At 31.8% G+C, this 17,260-nt stretch carries 16 protein-coding genes; 8 read left to right on the top strand and 8 right to left on the bottom strand.

The window, feature by feature from the left end; translation table 11 throughout:
• Window positions 1-131: 131 nt before the first annotated feature.
• Window positions 132-1,388 (bottom strand): alkaline phosphatase, encoded by a 1,257-nt coding sequence (locus tag ACFVR2_RS19520; RefSeq protein WP_387365486.1) that lies wholly within the window; start codon window positions 1,386-1,388, stop codon window positions 132-134.
• Between the two features lie 245 nt (window positions 1,389-1,633).
• Between ACFVR2_RS19520 and ACFVR2_RS19515 the strand changes: the two genes are divergently transcribed.
• The 5 genes from ACFVR2_RS19515 (at window position 1,634) to ACFVR2_RS19495 (ending at window position 5,799) form a co-directional block, all read left to right on the top strand.
• Entirely contained in the window at window positions 1,634-2,098 is a 465-nt protein-coding gene (locus ACFVR2_RS19515; RefSeq protein WP_387365483.1) for an HAD domain-containing protein, read from the top strand.
• A gap of 372 nt (window positions 2,099-2,470) precedes the next feature.
• A complete protein-coding gene (locus ACFVR2_RS19510) occupies window positions 2,471-2,878 on the top strand; it encodes a hypothetical protein (RefSeq protein WP_387365480.1) in 408 nt (135 codons plus the stop codon).
• A gap of 1 nt (window position 2,879) precedes the next feature.
• Window positions 2,880-3,440 (top strand): VanZ family protein, encoded by a 561-nt coding sequence (locus ACFVR2_RS19505; RefSeq protein WP_387365477.1) that lies wholly within the window; start codon window positions 2,880-2,882, stop codon window positions 3,438-3,440.
• Between the two features lie 482 nt (window positions 3,441-3,922).
• Window positions 3,923-4,966, top strand: a complete 1,044-nt coding sequence (locus ACFVR2_RS19500) for a YARHG domain-containing protein (protein WP_387365474.1) — start codon at window positions 3,923-3,925, stop codon at window positions 4,964-4,966.
• Window positions 4,963-5,799: an N-acetylmuramoyl-L-alanine amidase gene (locus ACFVR2_RS19495; protein ID WP_387365471.1), complete on the top strand. Its 837-nt coding sequence runs from the start codon at window positions 4,963-4,965 to the stop codon at window positions 5,797-5,799. Before ACFVR2_RS19500 ends, ACFVR2_RS19495 begins: the two co-directional genes overlap by 4 nt.
• Before the next feature lie 405 nt (window positions 5,800-6,204).
• Here the strand turns inward: ACFVR2_RS19495 and ACFVR2_RS19490 are convergent, their stop codons facing one another.
• From ACFVR2_RS19490 to ACFVR2_RS19465, 6 genes are all read right to left on the bottom strand, one after another.
• Window positions 6,205-6,882: a hypothetical protein gene (locus tag ACFVR2_RS19490; protein ID WP_387365468.1), complete on the bottom strand. Its 678-nt coding sequence runs from the start codon at window positions 6,880-6,882 to the stop codon at window positions 6,205-6,207.
• A gap of 72 nt (window positions 6,883-6,954) precedes the next feature.
• Window positions 6,955-7,143, bottom strand: a complete 189-nt coding sequence (locus tag ACFVR2_RS19485; protein ID WP_387365465.1) for a zinc ribbon domain-containing protein — start codon at window positions 7,141-7,143, stop codon at window positions 6,955-6,957.
• A gap of 160 nt (window positions 7,144-7,303) precedes the next feature.
• Complete coding sequence (locus tag ACFVR2_RS19480; protein WP_387366187.1) at window positions 7,304-7,381, bottom strand: hypothetical protein; 78 nt, start codon at window positions 7,379-7,381, stop codon at window positions 7,304-7,306.
• 185 nt (window positions 7,382-7,566) lie between these two features.
• Window positions 7,567-8,229 carry a DUF2642 domain-containing protein gene (locus tag ACFVR2_RS19475; protein ID WP_387365462.1) on the bottom strand — a complete coding sequence of 221 codons (663 nt, stop codon included), beginning with the start codon at window positions 8,227-8,229 and terminating at the stop codon, window positions 7,567-7,569.
• A gap of 36 nt (window positions 8,230-8,265) precedes the next feature.
• Window positions 8,266-9,621, bottom strand: a complete 1,356-nt coding sequence (locus ACFVR2_RS19470; protein ID WP_387365459.1) for an arsenic transporter — start codon at window positions 9,619-9,621, stop codon at window positions 8,266-8,268.
• Between the two features lie 429 nt (window positions 9,622-10,050).
• Window positions 10,051-10,716 (bottom strand): DUF2642 domain-containing protein, encoded by a 666-nt coding sequence (locus ACFVR2_RS19465; protein WP_387365456.1) that lies wholly within the window; start codon window positions 10,714-10,716, stop codon window positions 10,051-10,053.
• Between the two features lie 464 nt (window positions 10,717-11,180).
• Between ACFVR2_RS19465 and ACFVR2_RS19460 the strand changes: the two genes are divergently transcribed.
• A complete protein-coding gene (locus ACFVR2_RS19460) occupies window positions 11,181-11,873 on the top strand; it encodes a DUF899 domain-containing protein (protein WP_387365453.1) in 693 nt (230 codons plus the stop codon).
• 367 nt (window positions 11,874-12,240) lie between these two features.
• On the opposite strand, the gene ACFVR2_RS19455 is transcribed toward ACFVR2_RS19460, so the two are convergent.
• Entirely contained in the window at window positions 12,241-14,307 is a 2,067-nt protein-coding gene (locus tag ACFVR2_RS19455) for a sigma-54 interaction domain-containing protein (protein ID WP_387365450.1), read from the bottom strand.
• A 233-nt stretch (window positions 14,308-14,540) separates the two neighbouring features.
• On the opposite strand from ACFVR2_RS19455, the gene ACFVR2_RS19450 reads away from it, so the two are divergent.
• Both ACFVR2_RS19450 and iadA read left to right on the top strand, forming a co-directional pair.
• A complete protein-coding gene (locus tag ACFVR2_RS19450) occupies window positions 14,541-15,962 on the top strand; it encodes a YfcC family protein (protein ID WP_387365447.1) in 1,422 nt (473 codons plus the stop codon).
• A gap of 33 nt (window positions 15,963-15,995) precedes the next feature.
• Entirely contained in the window at window positions 15,996-17,168 is a 1,173-nt protein-coding gene (gene iadA, locus ACFVR2_RS19445) for a beta-aspartyl-peptidase (protein WP_387365444.1), read from the top strand.
• The last annotated feature ends 92 nt before the right edge of the window (window positions 17,169-17,260 follow it).

Here is a 17,260-nt window from a genome sequence, read left to right as displayed (position 1 = left end):
ATCAACCAAAGTGTTGATACGCCTTAAAACTACATTGTTAAACAACATACGTCGTCTTAGGTAAATACTCGTAATTCTTTAATTATTGTAAATTCAATATTACATATTAATGGAATGTTTTTTCATAAAAATTATTTTTCCAAGCCCATTGCTTGTTTAATAGCCTCATAGATATAAGTGTTTTCATATGTTCCCGATAATAGTTCTGCTCCTGCACCCATTGCCGTTAAAGGAACAGATACACCACCGTGGCCACTTGTTGTCCAGTCAATCATGAATTGATTGCTACTGTTTGCCACGTTAAATGGACCGTCTTCTTTAGAAATCCCATCGCCTGACTCATCTTTTGAGTCCACATCTTCAATTGATAAGCCGCCACATTCATGGTCTGCTACTACTAGAACAAGAGTGTCAGGGTGTTTCTTTGTGTATTCCTTAGCTACAGAAACTGATTTATCTAATTCTTGACCAGCCTTGATCATTTTTTCAGCATTGTTCTCATGAGACATTTCGTCCGTGCCTTCTTCTTCAACCATTAAGAAGAAACCTTTTTTATTATCCGATAGCGTATCGATTGCTTTTTTTGTCATGTCAGGAAGAGAAACTACTGGATCATATAGATCGCCTTTTCCCTCTTCTCTTTGTTCGAACATTTCTTCATTTGCAAAAAGACCTAACAACTTACCGTTTTTCGCTTTTTGAAGCTCATTTGCATTCGTTACGTAATTGTAGCCAAGCTTTTTCGCTTCTTCAACAAGATTTCCTTGTGTTCCTTTACTTTGTTCAGAAGAGTCCTTTGCTGGATGGTCTTCGTAGCTTCCAGCATTTCCTGCAGGATACCAGAAGTCCTCTCCTCCACCTAATAGTACATCGACTTTGCTGTTTTCAAGATACTGCTTAGCAATATCACTTTGTTTTGAACGATCTGTCACATGCGCGCCGAATGCTGCTGGAGTTGCATCCGTAATCTGGCTAGTTGTAACTAAGCCAGTCGATTTCCCAGCTTCTTTCGCCATTTCCATGACTGTTTTTACTGACTTCTTATTTGCATCAACACCAATTGCTCCATTATACGTTTTTACCCCTGACGCCATAGCAGTAGCCGCAGCTGCCGAATCTGTTATAGCAGTTGTTGAGCTAGTATGTACCAATCCAGCATAAGGCATATCATCCATTGCTAGTTTACCAGTTTGTCCAACAGTAGCAAGTCGGATCGCTTCACGGTGTGCAGCCCCCATACCATCTCCAACAAAAACAATCACATTTTTTGCCTTTCCTTGTTTGTGCCCATTATCGGATTCTTTAGCATCCACAAAATGATTAAATCCAAATGTTGTTGCAGTTGCAATTGTTAAAGCAGCACTGATAATCGTTTTCTTTTTCCCCATGAATAACACTCCCTACCTGAATATTTTCTTACTTTCAATATAAAGGAAGAGTATTTAGGAACTGTATAGATACTGTAAATATGGTATAAATTTGTATGAAAATTTTGTGATTTCCGTCAAATTGGTTCATCTAAATTAATTCTTATATTAAATGACCTATTTATTTATTTAGTTAAATAAAACTAACTCTTGATAGGAATTAATTATCAAATATTTATATATTTTGAGTTAGGAAGGTGAACGGTATGAAGATTATTTTTTTAGATATTGACGGAGTTTTAGATACTGATCGTCAAATTAGAATAAATAATTTAAAGCAAATTAATTATATTAAGTTTGATCAAAAGGCAATGGAAAATTTGAAAAAGATTACCGGAAAGACGCAAGCTGGAATTGTAATCACCTCGACTTGGCGAATCCATCAAAGTAAAAATGGTTACCTTTGTAGAGAACTTATTAGAAATTTTCAAGATTGTGATATAAACCCCGCTCTAATAATTGATATTACACCTATAATTGATCTGAAAATGAAACCTGAAATAAGAAAATTGGAAATATCAAAATGGTTAAGTACAAAAGACGTTGAAAAGTTTGTAATCTTAGATGACCAATGGCATATGGGGAACTTAAATGATCACTTTATTCGATGTCTTCCCTTTAACGGAATAACGAATAAAATCGTTGAAGAAGTAATTAAAAAACTGAGTTAACGTTTTTTACTTTAAAGTAAAAAAACATTCTTTAACAGAACCAAATAAAAAAAGAATCAATTTGTAGATTCTTTTCCCTCTCAAACTATGATCTTTTAGATTTCTTAATGATTCTATTAAATAGTACAAATACTGCAAATAAAATAATTAAGACTAAACCAGGAAAAACGATATTAAGCATTTTAGACCAGCCTTTCATGTAGTGTTTTATATTATTTCGTGATAATGGTATCCATTACCTTTTTTTGTAAGAATTTCCACTAGATGTTGAGTTCAAGTATTGTTCACATAGAATACTTTATTTACTTTTACATTCCTCCGATTTAATAGTAGAGGGAATTTCCCATTACTAAATTTAAGGAGGATATACAAATGATTAGAATAAAAAAAGCTTTAGCTATTTCTACAGTATCTTCAATGTTACTAATATGTGGAACAGCTTTTGCAGCAAATGGTAAATACTCTACTACATATAGCATGACTGGTGGAGTCGAAAGCAAAAGACTGGATGTAGGTAGTAATCCTAGCTTTACCGTTGCAGTTAATCCTACCAAGGGTATTTGGGTAGATACTAAGAAAACAAAACAAGCTAATATAGAACTACAATTTAAAATGGATGCTTTTGGCTTAGATCCGATAATAGATGTAACAAATGTACCATCAGTTACTGGTGGAAACAAAATATTTACAAATAAGACAAAGGGTAAATATTATATTTATTACCGTAACTACACAGGCCTTCAAATGGAAGGAAAAACATCTATATCTTGGAAATACTAACATGTTCGGCTATTCAATATCATTAGATCCTATTGAATTTTTATTTGTATTTTTGCTAGGATTAATAGCATATTTCATTAAGATAAAATGGATTAGTAAATCAATTACAAAACAAAAATTCGTTCATTTTACATTATGGTTTTTTTACTACTTATCTTTAGTAAAAGTTGTTTTCTTTCCAATTACGTATTTTTATAAAAAAAATCCTGAAATAACTAGTAAGCTCTATTATCAATTTTCACCTTTTAATACAATTCTTAAGTCGATTGAACATGATCTATGGATACAAGTAATTGGTAATATTCTTTTGTTGCTTCCAATACCAGTTCTCTATGTAGTACTAAAAAGAAAAATTCTGCGGTTTCATAAATTTTTTTTATTTGGGCTTTTTCTGTCGCTGTCAATTGAAATAATTCAGCTTGGTATCAATTTTATAACAGGATACCCTAATAAAGTGATGGATATCGATGATGTAATCTTAAACGTTAGTGGTATATTATTAGGTTGGATTATTTCGAGAGTATATTCGTGTTGGTATTTAAAAGAAAAAACCTTTGTTTAAAATTGATTTCTCCCCCCTGCCCCACTTATTTTTTATAGATAGAAAATCACTCTAATAATTATATTTAATTAGTTGAATTTTATATTTGGGGGAATTCACCTTTTTTAGGATATTTTTATAAATTTTTAGTATGCAATATAGGAAGTAAATTAAATTTTTGTGCTTTGAAATAGGAATCAATCATATATTTATTATTGTGTAAATTTCATTTATTTTTAAAAACGGTTATTTGAAATTAAGCAAATAATTATAAAGCGACTAAAGAGAATCCTCTTAGTCGTTTTTTTAATCAAAATCCTTTTCTTGTGGATCAATCGTCTTTTTTTATATTTTATTAATTCTACAGGCCACTTCTTTGCAACAGGCTTTCCTACATTGCAACTCAGCCACCTTTCGCATTCTTTCCTACAAAAAATAAAATGTATTTTTTCTTAAAGTCAACATTAGAATAATTTTAGCTATTAAAAAGGGAGTGAGACAATTTGGCTTATTGTACTAAATGTGGTGGAAACTTAGAACAAGGGGCAATATTTTGTACAAATTGCGGAGAAAAAACTAGTAATCCAGAAGTGACTAATCAGATCGAAACTCGTTCGGAAAATCGGAGTTTGCAGGAAAGTAATTATAAAAATAAATATAATAGAATGAAAGGTATATTGATTTCAATTGCCGTATTAATTATATTGGCTGTCGCAATTTATTTAATTTATCCAAAACTTACAAATAAAAATCATCACTCACAACATGTATCAAATCAGGTAGATAAAAAAGATAAAGTGAAAGAGGGAGATAAAGTAGACGAGAAAGATAAAGTTTCTGAAACAAATCCAACTAATCCCCAAACGATTCCTTCTTATATAAATCGATTAGAACAATTAAAAATTTACGATGGGAGTAGAAGTCTATCTGTTGGTAGTTGGGACATAACACAAAGTAATGGTGTCATTAATTTAACAGCTAATAATATTTCTCCTCAAAATCTTCAATTAATATTTAATTTATATGATAGTGGAGATCTTTCTCCAATAAGAGACTGGGCTATTAAAGTAGCAAATATTGCAGATGAAGTAGCAATGTCTAAAAATACATCATGGTATATTTATGTAGGGGATCAATGTGTTGCACAGTATCCACATACGTTATCTAACGATGATTTAATGTATTATTCAGGCTCTTGCGGTGTTTCTATACCTGTATTGGAAGGAAATTCGAAAAATGATTTAGCCATCGTAATCCATACAATGGTATATGGTGAAGTGTCTACTGCAAATGAGTTTATATTGCCAATGAGTAATATAAGAAAACTAACTCAAGATGATATAGATTATTTGACAAAAGATGAGTTGCGCAAAGCTAGAAACGAAATTTATGCACGTCATGGATACATTTTTAAAACGGTTAAAATGCGCAACTATTTTTTAGCTAAACCATGGTATAGTCCAAATGTGAATTATAATGGTACTTTAAGTGAGATTGAAACTTATAATGTAAACCTAATCAAAGCTAGGGAGGAGTTCCTTAATTGAAGTTGGTAGTAAATAAAAAGATCATTATTTTTTTTATGCTCTTTACAATCTGTATTTTAAGTTTTTTATTTTATCCAAAAGATCATTCCGATATTAAACCGAACAAAACATCACTAAGTCAGCAGCCAACTATAGCAAGCGTTAAAGAAAATTCTAATAAAGTCATTCAAACATATGAAAAGAAGAACTCCAAAAAACCACTTTTAATTTGTATTGATCCTGGTCACCAAAGCAAAGCAAATACAGCGCTTGAACCATTAGGACCGGGCTCTAGTGAAATGAAGATAAAGGTGGCTGGTGGTACAACTGGAGTAGTGACAAAGAAGCCCGAGTATATTTTAAGTTTAGAGGCATCACTTAGATTAGGTGAAATCCTTAAAAAAAGAGGTTACAATGTCGTATTCACTCGTACAACAAATAATGTAAATTTAAGCAATAAAGAAAGAGCAGAAATAGCGAACAAAAGCAATGCTGATTTATTTATAAGAATCCATGCCGACGGGTCAAATGATCATTCTACAAAAGGATTTTCTGTATTAACTCCGTCTAAAGAAAATCCATATATCCCTTCACTTTATAAGGATAGTTTACTAATTTCGCAGAATATTGTTGAGGAAGTAACCAATGATCAATCTACAATAGTAAAAGGGATTTCCTATCGTGACGATCTCTCAGGATTTAATTGGTCAAAGGTTCCTGTTACTTTAATTGAACTTGGATTTATGACAAATCCCGAAGAAGATCGAAAACTATCGGATCCACAATATTTAACAAGTTTGTTGATGAAGATAGCAGATGGGATCGATCGATATAATTCCGATGTAGGTAAATAACATATTTACTGCTAATTTCCCGCACTTCTTATTTTTTGTATTTTGAAACGTGTATTGGAATCCTTGGATGCCTTGCACGTTTCTTTTTTTATTGATAGGTCTATTTCTGATATTTATATAGTTAGATTTTTACAGAGATAAATATGAATTCATAATCTTAAGAAAGAATGTTACACCTTAATGCTCCATTTTTAAAAGCATGAATTATCTTTTATTAATATTCCTCTCTGAACAAAGATTGCAATGCTTGTCCTTTTATATTCAGAAAAAGGTTCCCTCCAAGTAAAAGAGTAACATCCACAAATTACATATGTTGCGTTTTCACTTTTTACTTAAAAGGGATAATATTATAAATCTTAAGTTTTGGCTAAAAATAATCTACTATTAAACTTTATTCCATCTCTATTAAAATAGATTTCCTAATAGTAAATCACTAATTCTATAAATCGTATTAATGATCATGCTTCGTAATAAAATCATTTGTGTGATTGCCATTACAATATAAACGATTGAAATGATATATAAACTATCGATTCCTTTTGTTTTAGTATTTTGAAACGAACTTATCACTAATGGTACAACACTAATACTCATAAATACCGATACTAAGACGAATATTAAACAAAGTGTTAACGAGACATAACTTAAAATAAATGCAAAGCAAACTAAAGCTAAACTAACAGAATATAAAGTTCCATATCTCGCAATAACTTCTTTTAATTGAAGATTTGTTTTTTTACCTTTTAAAAAAATGTAAGATGTAATGACTGTTACAAAATGAACAATTAATATCATAACAAATGGGCTTATAACCAAGGCACTAAAGCTTAATTGGCTACTGAAGTTAGTATAATCTCCTAGAACACTCTCTATTGATTTAATACCAATCTTTAATACATTATAGAAAGTTGCTGGAATTAATAGCGAATATAAAATTAAAATAATAATCCCTTTTAAAAAATATTTTTCAGTAACTCCTTGTGCAACACCATAAGGGTTTTTAATAGCTAATTTAAAAAAACACCAAAAGTCTAACATTGATGATTTAAATTGATTAAGTTGCTCTGAATTCACATGATTCATAACTTGGCTTTTTGCACCTGGTTCAGTTACTGTTTGTGTTAATAGCCCGTTATGTACGATTGTAGAAGAATTTTAGTTCGATAGTTCAGTCCTAGGTGTAACTACTTTTGAAACCGATTCCCCTAAGGAAATATCTTCATTAATCTGATCTTGATTTGTTGAAATTACCTCTTCATTTTTCAAAGAAATAACTTTCATTCCGCAATTTCCACAAAAACGGTCATTTTCTACTAATGAATTGCCACATATTTTACAAAACATAACTATTCCTCCTTTACCCTATTAATTTATTAGGCGGATTTAAGATACTTTTAATTTATATTTTGGTAGTGAGGAAAAATTCTGAAAATAATGATTAAAATTACAAATAAACCGTTAATAAATATTTCAGATAACAACTACTTCGATTTAGCTTTGTGTGTTAAATAGCTTCATTTGAATCAACATTTAATTCTCGCATAATTTTTATGTGCCAATAGCTTGCTCGGCCATCATTCATACTTTTCGTTTAAAGATTTAATTTAAAATAGACCATATCTTCCCGAAACAATCATGCCAAATAATAGAAAAAACCTCAACGCATACAACGTCAAGGGTCGATTTAATAAATATACCGAAATGAATTGCTCACGCTCCCAAGGGTGAACCCGATCTCAAAAAATCTTTCTAAGAACACATTGTTAGCTATGGTAAATGATACGATTTAATATGATTAAGCCTCAATAAAGTGACCTCTCCACTTGCTACAATTAATTCAATGACACCCTCCTCTACACTCTTGAGTATTCCAATTTTCATTGGGTCAATTGCCCCATCAAATACGACAAATTTTCCTTCTTCTTTTTTTAATTGTGTATCAAACAAGCGTGAAAATGACATATTTGCATTTGCAGGTAATAGATTGATTTTTGAGTTATAGGGATTGGCATTATAATTGTATGGTGTTAGCCATTTTAAATGTGATAAAGGGATATACAACATTTTAAATACTGGTGAATAAAACACGATATAGTCACTTAAAACGTTTATAATATTTCCATGAAATGTGATATTACCTGTGACATAAATCTCTGCAAAGATTCCTTTTGCATTAGATAATATTTTACGATAAGAGATCATTCCAATATCTTCTGCTATTGAAGGTCCAGTAGGTTTATCTATTTTGTCTTTAAAGTTGTCACTAAGACTTACCCTGTGAACGTGAAGCCATGGAATATAATAGTATTTTTGTCCATTGTACAATACAAGGACATCTCTACCATAATCTGTTAGAATTCCTTCAAAATAATTACCACCTGATAATTGTACATAAATTTTTTCTCCAACTAATGATTGTACATCACTCACTTGCATCTCCTCTTTCTAGTAGATTGAAATTGTATATTAGGCAAAAACTAATTGCACCCAATAATATAGTAGAAACAGCGTTACGATTGTTGTTAATGGAATGACAATTAATGATACATTTAGATAATCCTTCCATTTCACCTTAATTTTATTTTGTTTTAAGATGTGCATCCAAATTAAGGATGCTAAAGTACCTACTGGAAGTAATAACGATCCAATGTCACTGCCGATAATATTAGCTAGATAAATCGTCTTTAATGTAATTGGATCAAGCCCCATTTCCGTTAGTGTAATGGTTCCAACCATTAAAGCTGGATGATTATTAAACAGATTTGATAGGATTGAAACTAATCCTCCCATAATAAAGCTTGCTTGAAATAAACCTTGATTTACGATTGGTTCACAGAATTTTACTAAAGCTGCAGTTAAACCAGCATTATGGAGACCATAAATAATCACATACATCGAAAAAGCAAAGACTAATATATGCCAAGGTGTCTTTTTTAAAATATCAACAGGGCTTGTCCGTAAGTGATACCATCTCCATGTTAATAAGACGAGTGAACCTAAAACTGCTACATATTGAATCGGTATTCCAAGAAATGAAGCGACGAATAATAAGCAGCGCATTATGAAAACAAATCCCAATACCTTTAACATAAATTTTGTTCTTTTTTGTTTTGTTTCTACTGACATTTTCCCTTTTAAAGGATGAAAATTTTTCATAAAAAATGACTCTTCAATATCATCGGTAGACACCGGCAATTGTTTTGGTAATTTATTTCTTAATACCATGTACATTAGCCATGACATAAATAGTAACCCTGTACTTGCAGGGACAAACATCATAGCTGTGTGCATATAAAGCGTCATATGAACAATTTTTAATGCGATTAAGTTTACGATATTACTTACACCGATTGGTGCACTTGAAGCTGTGGCAATTAATGCTCCGCTAAGAAGATATGGAATTTGTTGATGTGGTTTTAAACGCAGATTTTTTAATAGGAGAATTAAAATCGGAGTTGTAATTAAGATACTGCCATCATTATTAAAGAGTAATGTCATTAAAAAGCATAAAAGCTGGATATACCAGTATAATCTGCGTCCTGACCCTTTTGCTAAGCTTGCAAGTCTAGCAGCAGACCAATGGAAAAACCCAAAACTTTCTAAAATAATCGCCATTACAATCGTTGCGATAATTGTAATAGAAGCTTCACCAATTTTGTGTACAATATCGATTAAATTACTTTTCGTTACGATCCCAGTCACTAAAATAATTACTGCCCCAATTGCAGCAGGCCACGCTTCATTTATTCCTTTTGGTCTCCAAAATATGACTGCCATCGTTAATAGAAATACAGAAGCACTCATTAGAATTTCGAAATTCATAAAACTCACCTTCTTATAAAATATTTTCCAATGAAACTTGTCCATCTGTTATATTATTATTCAAATATAACAATGATGCTTTAGATGATTTCATTATTTTATGGAAGATGGTTGTTTTACCTAAATAATGCAAATGTCCCCTAAAGATAAATAACTATAGTAACAATTGTCCAATAGAGCCTTTAGAAAGAGTACTATGAAACTCACATTTTATGGATGAGCTATTCCTATTTATATTTTTCTAATCATATAGACTAGAAATTATCTTTTATTCTGATTAGTTATATTAAAATATTTTATATTATGAGAAACTGATAAAAAAAGGAAAGCTCTTAAAATAGAGCTTCCCAATTAATGAAGAACTTTACAAAAGCACACCGAAATTGTTTAACATTCGGTTTAATATTAAACCAAAAAACACAAACTTATTTAAGGCAAATGAACTGACTTAATATGGTTAAGTCTTAAATAAACTACTTCCCCACTTGCGACGGATATTTCAATTACACTATTTTCAATCGTATTCAGCAAACCAATTTTCATTGGATCATTCCCACCATCAAAAATAACTAGTTTTCCTTCTTCTTTTTTTAATTGAGATTCAAATGAGCGCACAGGGGAGATATTCGATGGATTAATTGGAAAGTTTGCATTATCAATTGAATAAGGTGTTACATTTTGATGGTAAGGAGAGAGCCACTTTAGATGAGATAATGAAATATACATCACTTTAAATACGGGTGAATAAAAAACGATATAGTCACTTAAAACACTTGTAATATAGCCATGAAACGTCAAATTCCCCGTAACATATATTTCCGAAAAGATCCCTCTCGCATTGGTTAATACTTTTCTGTAAGAAATTGATTCAATATCATTTGCAATTGAAGGCTCGTTAGGAGTATCTATCTTATCTTTAATATACTGACATAAATGTACTCGATGAACATGAATCCAAGGTATATAATAATATTTTTGACCATTATATAATACAAGTATGTCTTGTCCTGCATCAGTTAAAATACCTTCAAAAGCTATATCTCCAGATAGAAGTACAAATACTTGTCGATCTAGTAATGAATCTATATAACTCACTCTTCCCCCCCCTTTTTAATTTTAAGTAAAAACGTTCTACTCATTTAAAAAGTAAATAATGTGCTACCTATAAATCGTACATTTATTTATTTCTACAGTTTTACTTTTATTCTTTTACTACTTAAGATATGCATCTAAAAGATGTCTTTAGTTCATTGGATATGTGAAAAAATTATTTAGATAGTAATAAGAAAGAATAATGCCTTCAATCTTTAGTCATACATCCGAAAAGCATAAAGGTGAGGAATATGTAACTTATACATTGTTACACTAACACCCGATGTTACTGTTGGGAGGTTTGAGTTAAGTCTTATTGTGACTAATAATAATAAGGAACAAATTTTTATAACTCTTCTAGGGAACTAGTTAGATTTTTTTGATTAACTCTAATCCCGACTAAAATGAATACAAGATCCGATATTGTACTAGAATATATGAGTAAAACGATATGACGAGGTGTTGTTATGGATCACAAAATTCTACCAAGAAAAGAATGGCTTGAAGCGAGGAAAGAACTTTTACAGAAAGAAAAAGATTTCACCAAGTTAAGGGATGAACTTACAAGGCAGAGACGAGATTTGCCGTGGGAAGCCGTTAGCAAATCTTATCTATTTGACGGTCCGAACGGTACGTTATCATTAGCAGACTTATTTAATGGAAAAAGTCAGTTGATTGTATACCATTTCATGTTTAGTCCAAATTGGGATCAAGGCTGCAAACATTGTTCTTTTTGGGCTGACCACTACAGCGGAATGATTCCGCACTTAAATCACCGAGATGTCAGCTTTGTCTGTATTTCCCGTGGACCATTAGGAAAGTTGGAGGAATTTAAAAAACGCATGGGTTGGACATTTCCATGGTATTCATCAGGGCACACGGACTTTAATTATGATTTCCAAGCATCTTTTATAGAAGACGAAGTAGAGAATAAACTAGCATATTATAACTATACTATGCAAAATCCAATGAGTTCCGACAGAGAAGGCGTGAGTGTTTTTTATAAAGATGATGAAGGGAATCTATTTCACACATACTCCACTTACGCTCGTGGCATTGACATGATGAATAACACATACCAGTTTCTCGATTTGGTCCCAAACGGTAGGCAGGACGATCGTGGACTGCGGCATAGTGATCAATATGTTCCAAAAGTATAATTTTTTTCATATTAAAAGGACTGCATAAATGAACTGCAGTCCTTTCTGTTATACAACTTTGGATTATCTAATTTTAACCACATATCTGGAAATATGATAGTAAGTTACTTGTCCACCCCAGATTTAAAATATCATTTTCTTATGATACGGTTCCCCGCTATTATTACTAAACTACATTCTTTACAATATGACTAACCTGCCATTTACTCCATTAAAAAAGAGCACCAAAAAGGTACTCGTGGTATTCAACAATAATAAACTATTAAAATCATGCAAATTGTTACTACTTAAACCATACTCTATAGCCTCCAAATCAGTCGATACATATATATTAGTAAATTCATAGTAATTTGAAAAAATAATGCTATCAATGTTCACTTAATAAAAATTTTGATTTATCCTTTAAGAAATATAAATAATCAGTACCTAAAGAAGTAATTTTTGTGCCTGCTCTTCCTTTACCTTTCATAATAAATCCTTTTTTTTCCATTGTATTTAAACGAAGTCTAATTTGTTGTGTGGTTAAGTATCTACCAATATCCCCACTTCTAGTTGAAATGGCCTCTCTACTTGCGATCTTACCTATGTCATTTAAATTTTTTATTGATTCTAGTATTGTGATGGATTCTTGTACCTCAATGACACTACCTGGTAATTCATAGTCAGTTTTTTCGATAGTCTTTAATCGATTTGTTTTTGTTTGAATATGATTAGGAAAATCTTTTAGAGTAATAATCCCACCTTCATAGACAGTGAGCATGTAATCAAGTACTCCTTTTAGTTCCCTAATATTTCCGTTCCATTCATGGTGATATAATTTTTCTAAAACGTCTTTATCAATCATCACTTTTTTACCACTTTTTGTAACAAAATGATTTACTAACAAAGGTATATCCAATTTCCGAGATCGTAACGGTGGAATAAATAGATTTAAAACATTTAATCTGTAAAACAAATCTGACCGAAATGAACTGTCAGCAATTTTCAGATGAAGATCTTTATTAGTTGCAGCAATTATCCGTACATTAATTGAAATAATTTTCCTTCCACCAATTCTGCGAATCTCTTGTTCCTGAAGTACACGCAATAAATGTGACTGTACGTTTAAACTAATATCACCAATTTCATCTAAAAATATTGTCCCTCCATTTGCAATTTCAAACAGCCCCTTTTTCCCACCTTTTTTAGCTCCTGTAAAGGTACCTTCGTCATAACCAAATAGCTCACTCTCTAATAAACTCTCCGTAAAAGCACTACAATTAACTGCTAAAAAAGGGCCATTTTTCCGATTAGATTGTTGATGTATAGAATGAGCAAAGAGTTCTTTACCTGTACCCGTCTCACCTTGGATTAATATCGGGTGCTCTGTGATCGCAAGTTTTTTGGCAATATTCTTACACTCTGTAATGGATTGATGCTCACCAATAATATCTTTAAAATTGTATCTAGCAAAAAAACCTTGATTTCTAAGCTCTCTTTGAGCAGTTTTTTCTATTTCAGAAGCTCTATTTACACTTTTAAAAGTAGCTACTACTCTTTCATCATCTTTTATATAGAATCGATAGATGACTAAATCAATGTTATTGATGGAAAAAAATTTAAATTCTTCAAATCCACTTAATATAAACTCCTTAACATTTTGCAGTTCAATAACATTGTTTAAGTGTTTCCCTAACACATTCTCAATAGGTACTTGAAAAAGCAAAGAAAGTTTTTCATTAAATACAGTAATGTTTCCATTACGATCTAACGCTAAAATACCATCATCAACCGTATCTACAACATTTTGTAAATGCTTATTTACTTTTTTCTCATTTTTCTCTGCATGTAAAAGTTCTCTTTGTAATTCAATAATATTTCTAATATATTTTTCCGAAATTAATGATGAAATGTTTTTATTAAGGTTACAGATTTCAACAATTTGAAGTATAGCGGAGATATCAAAAAGACGAACTCCAATATCAATTACTTCTTTAATATAGGAAGGACTTAAATGAGTTTCACCAGGAGATACTGCAATGCTTATATTTGGATAATACAATTGATCATTTTTAAATGGGAAATATTCTACATGGTCAATTCCTAATTGATACAGAGACTGTATTAATTCAACGGTAGAATTAAAATCATCATTAACAACTAATACATTTGTCCCCTCCTCAATCTTTAATAGTTTTTCAACATTCTCATGATTAAGTGTTCTCTTTCCTACCATGACATGTTTACCAGTCACGGTCGCTATTTTTTCAGTTTCACTTTTTGCTTCTTCAGAAGAAAAAAGAATAATATCGTCTTTAAACTCTATACACTCACATTCAGCAATTGAATAGGAATTAATATTTATATAATCTTCTAGTAATAGAATTAGTTGATTAGACAGAGCTTGTCTTGTTTTTTTACTCCCTGTAATCAAAGTAAGTGAGTTTTTCTTCATATAATCCCCTCCAACCAGTTCTTTTTGGTTCTATTATACCACCCAAAAAGAACCAATAAATCCGGAAAACACATTAAATTTTCTTTAAAATTCGTTTTTAAAACTTGGCACGCTATTTGCTTATAGTAGATTGTAGTAATTTTAATAGTTAGTATGATTCCAATATGATAGGAGGGAATATCTGAAAGCGTTTTAATAATTTTCTGCACTTTAATTTCAAAGGAGATGAAATTATGTCACAAGTTCAGGCTAATAAAATAGCACAACAGAGTAATGTGATCAAAGAACGTAAAATTAATATCTTTGCACTTCTATTAGTAATTTTGCTTATTGCAACTATTCTTACTTATGTTTTACCAACAGGTGAATACGCACATATAGACATCAAAGGACATTCAACAGTTGATCCGAATTCATTTAAATCAATCGCAGCAACACCAGTTGGATTCTTTGAAATGATAAAAGCCATTCATTCAGGCATGGTAGATGCAGCAAATATTATTTTCTTTGTTCTGATAATCGGAGGTTTTTTCGGTGTATTAAGTGCAACTGGCACTATTGAAGTATTAATCTCTACTTTAGCTAGAAAACTAGCTTCTAGAGAAAAGTTATTAATTCCAATTATGATGCTTTTCTTTGCAATTGCAGGCTCTTTAATGGGAATGGCTGAAGAATCTTTAGCTTATATCCCTCTTCTGATTCCATTAGCCCTTGCTTTAGGTTTCGACACAATGACAGGAACTGCAATCGTATTAGTTGGAGCATCAGCAGGTTTTACAACAGCAATCATGAATCCATTCACAGTTGGGATCGCTCAGGGAATTGCAGAACTACCTACCTTTTCTGGGATGGGATTTCGACTTGTGTTGTTTGTAATTGTTTATTTAATATCAGTTATTTTTATTTATCGATATGCTATGAAAGTAAAGAAAAACCCAGATATGGGTTTTTATGGTAAATATTCAGCAGAGCAATCTAATGATCTATTATCTTCTAAAGCTAAGTTATCCTCTAGACATAAATGGATATTCTTTGCTTTTCTTATAAACTATATTGTTTTAGCTTATGGTGTTATTAAATATCAATGGTATATTAGTGAAATTGCTTCTTTGTTTATTATCTTAACGATTGTTATTGGGATAATTGGAAAATTATCAATCGATGAAGTTGTTAAATCATTTACTCAAGGATCTGCTAGTTTAATAAGTGGTGCCCTTATTATTGGTGTTTCCCGTGCAATTTTAGTCGTTTTGAATCAAGGACATATTGTTGATCCAATGCTTCATGGAATATCAGAAGGCATTATACATATCCCTGCTTCTTTAAGTGTAATTGGAATGTATAATTTCCAAGCAATTATACACTTTATTTTAGCATCAGGTAGCGGTCATGCCATGTTAACAATGCCTATAATGGCACCCCTTGCCGACCTACTAGGAATTACTCGACAAACTGCTGTCCTATCATTTTCATTTGCTGATGGAATTGGTAACATTATTTTCCCAACGGCTGGGACTTTAATGGCAGGATTAGCAATTGCAGGAATACCTTGGACAAAATGGGCTAGATGGATTTTCCCATTAGTTTTCATTCAATATTTAATCGGTTTAATTGCTGTTGTAATCGCACATTTAATAAATTATGGTCCTTTTTAAACAATTAACAAAGGAATTAGGAGGAGAAAAAAGTTGTTAACCTTAATAAAAAACGGTCAAGTATACACACCACACTCCATTGGCAGAAAAGATATACTTTTAGCAGGAGGGAAAATTGAACTAATAGCTGAACATATCACGATTCCGCCCGACTTTGTCTCATGCGATGTTATAGATGCAACCAACTCAATAGTTGTACCAGGTTTTATCGATTCACATGTACATATCATTGGAGGCGGTGGAGAAGGTGGATTTAAAACACGTACTCCTGAACTAATGCTTACGAATGTTACAACTGCTGGAGTTACTACAGTAGTTGGCGTACTTGGTACAGACGGTACAACAAGAACTACAGAGAATTTACTTGCAAAAGCACGTGGTTTAGAAGAAGAAGGCATTACTTGTTATATTCATACTGGTTCTTATCAAATCCCTGTAAAGACACTAACAGAATCGATCCAAAGAGATATTATTCTGATTGATAAGATTATTGGTGTTGGTGAAATCGCTATAGCAGACCACCGTTCCTCGGAACCAACGATTGAAGAGCTTTCAAAGATTGCATCTGCTGCACGGAATGGAGGAATTTTATCTGGAAAGGCTGGCATATTAGAAATTCATGTCGGTGATGGCAAAGATAAACTTTCCCTTCTTCATCAACTAGTCGATCAAACAAATATTCCAATACGTCAGTTACATCCGACTCATATTAATCGGAATGAAGAGTTGTTTAAAGCCGGTATTGATTTTGCACTTAAAGGTGGATTTGTAGATTTTACTACAAGTACAATTCCTCAGTTTTTAGAAGAAGGCGAAGTAAAGTGTAGCAAAGCACTACGATTAATGCTGGAAGAAGGGGTTCAGATTGAGAACATAACTTTTTCATCTGATGCACAGGCAAGTCTTCCCTTTTTTGATACATACGGTGACTATTTAGGACTTCAAATTGGCAAAATTTCATCTTTATATCAAGAAGTAAGAGATGCAGTAATTAATGAAGGGCTTCCATTAGAAATCGCATTACAAGTAATTACTTCAAATCCTGCACAAGTGCTAAAACTATCACGCAAAGGTAACATAAAACCTGATAACGACGCTGATATTGTTTTGTTAAATCAAGAAACTTTAAAAATTGAAACAGTATTTGCACTTGGGAGAAAGATGGTTGAAAATGGTACTCCAATTCTAAAAGGCACGTTTGAATAACAATTTAATTAGAATAAAGTATCTCACGAAAAGAAAAGTCGCATTCAATGTAGGCGGTAGAGCAAAAAAATTGGCCTTAATGACAACAAAAA

It is taken from the genome of Gottfriedia sp. NPDC057991, from assembly GCF_042886615.1.
GTDB lineage: Bacteria > Bacillota > Bacilli > Bacillales > Bacillaceae_G > Gottfriedia.
The sequence above is the reverse complement of the archived record's forward strand: the minus strand, read 5'-3'. Positions and strand labels throughout refer to the sequence as shown.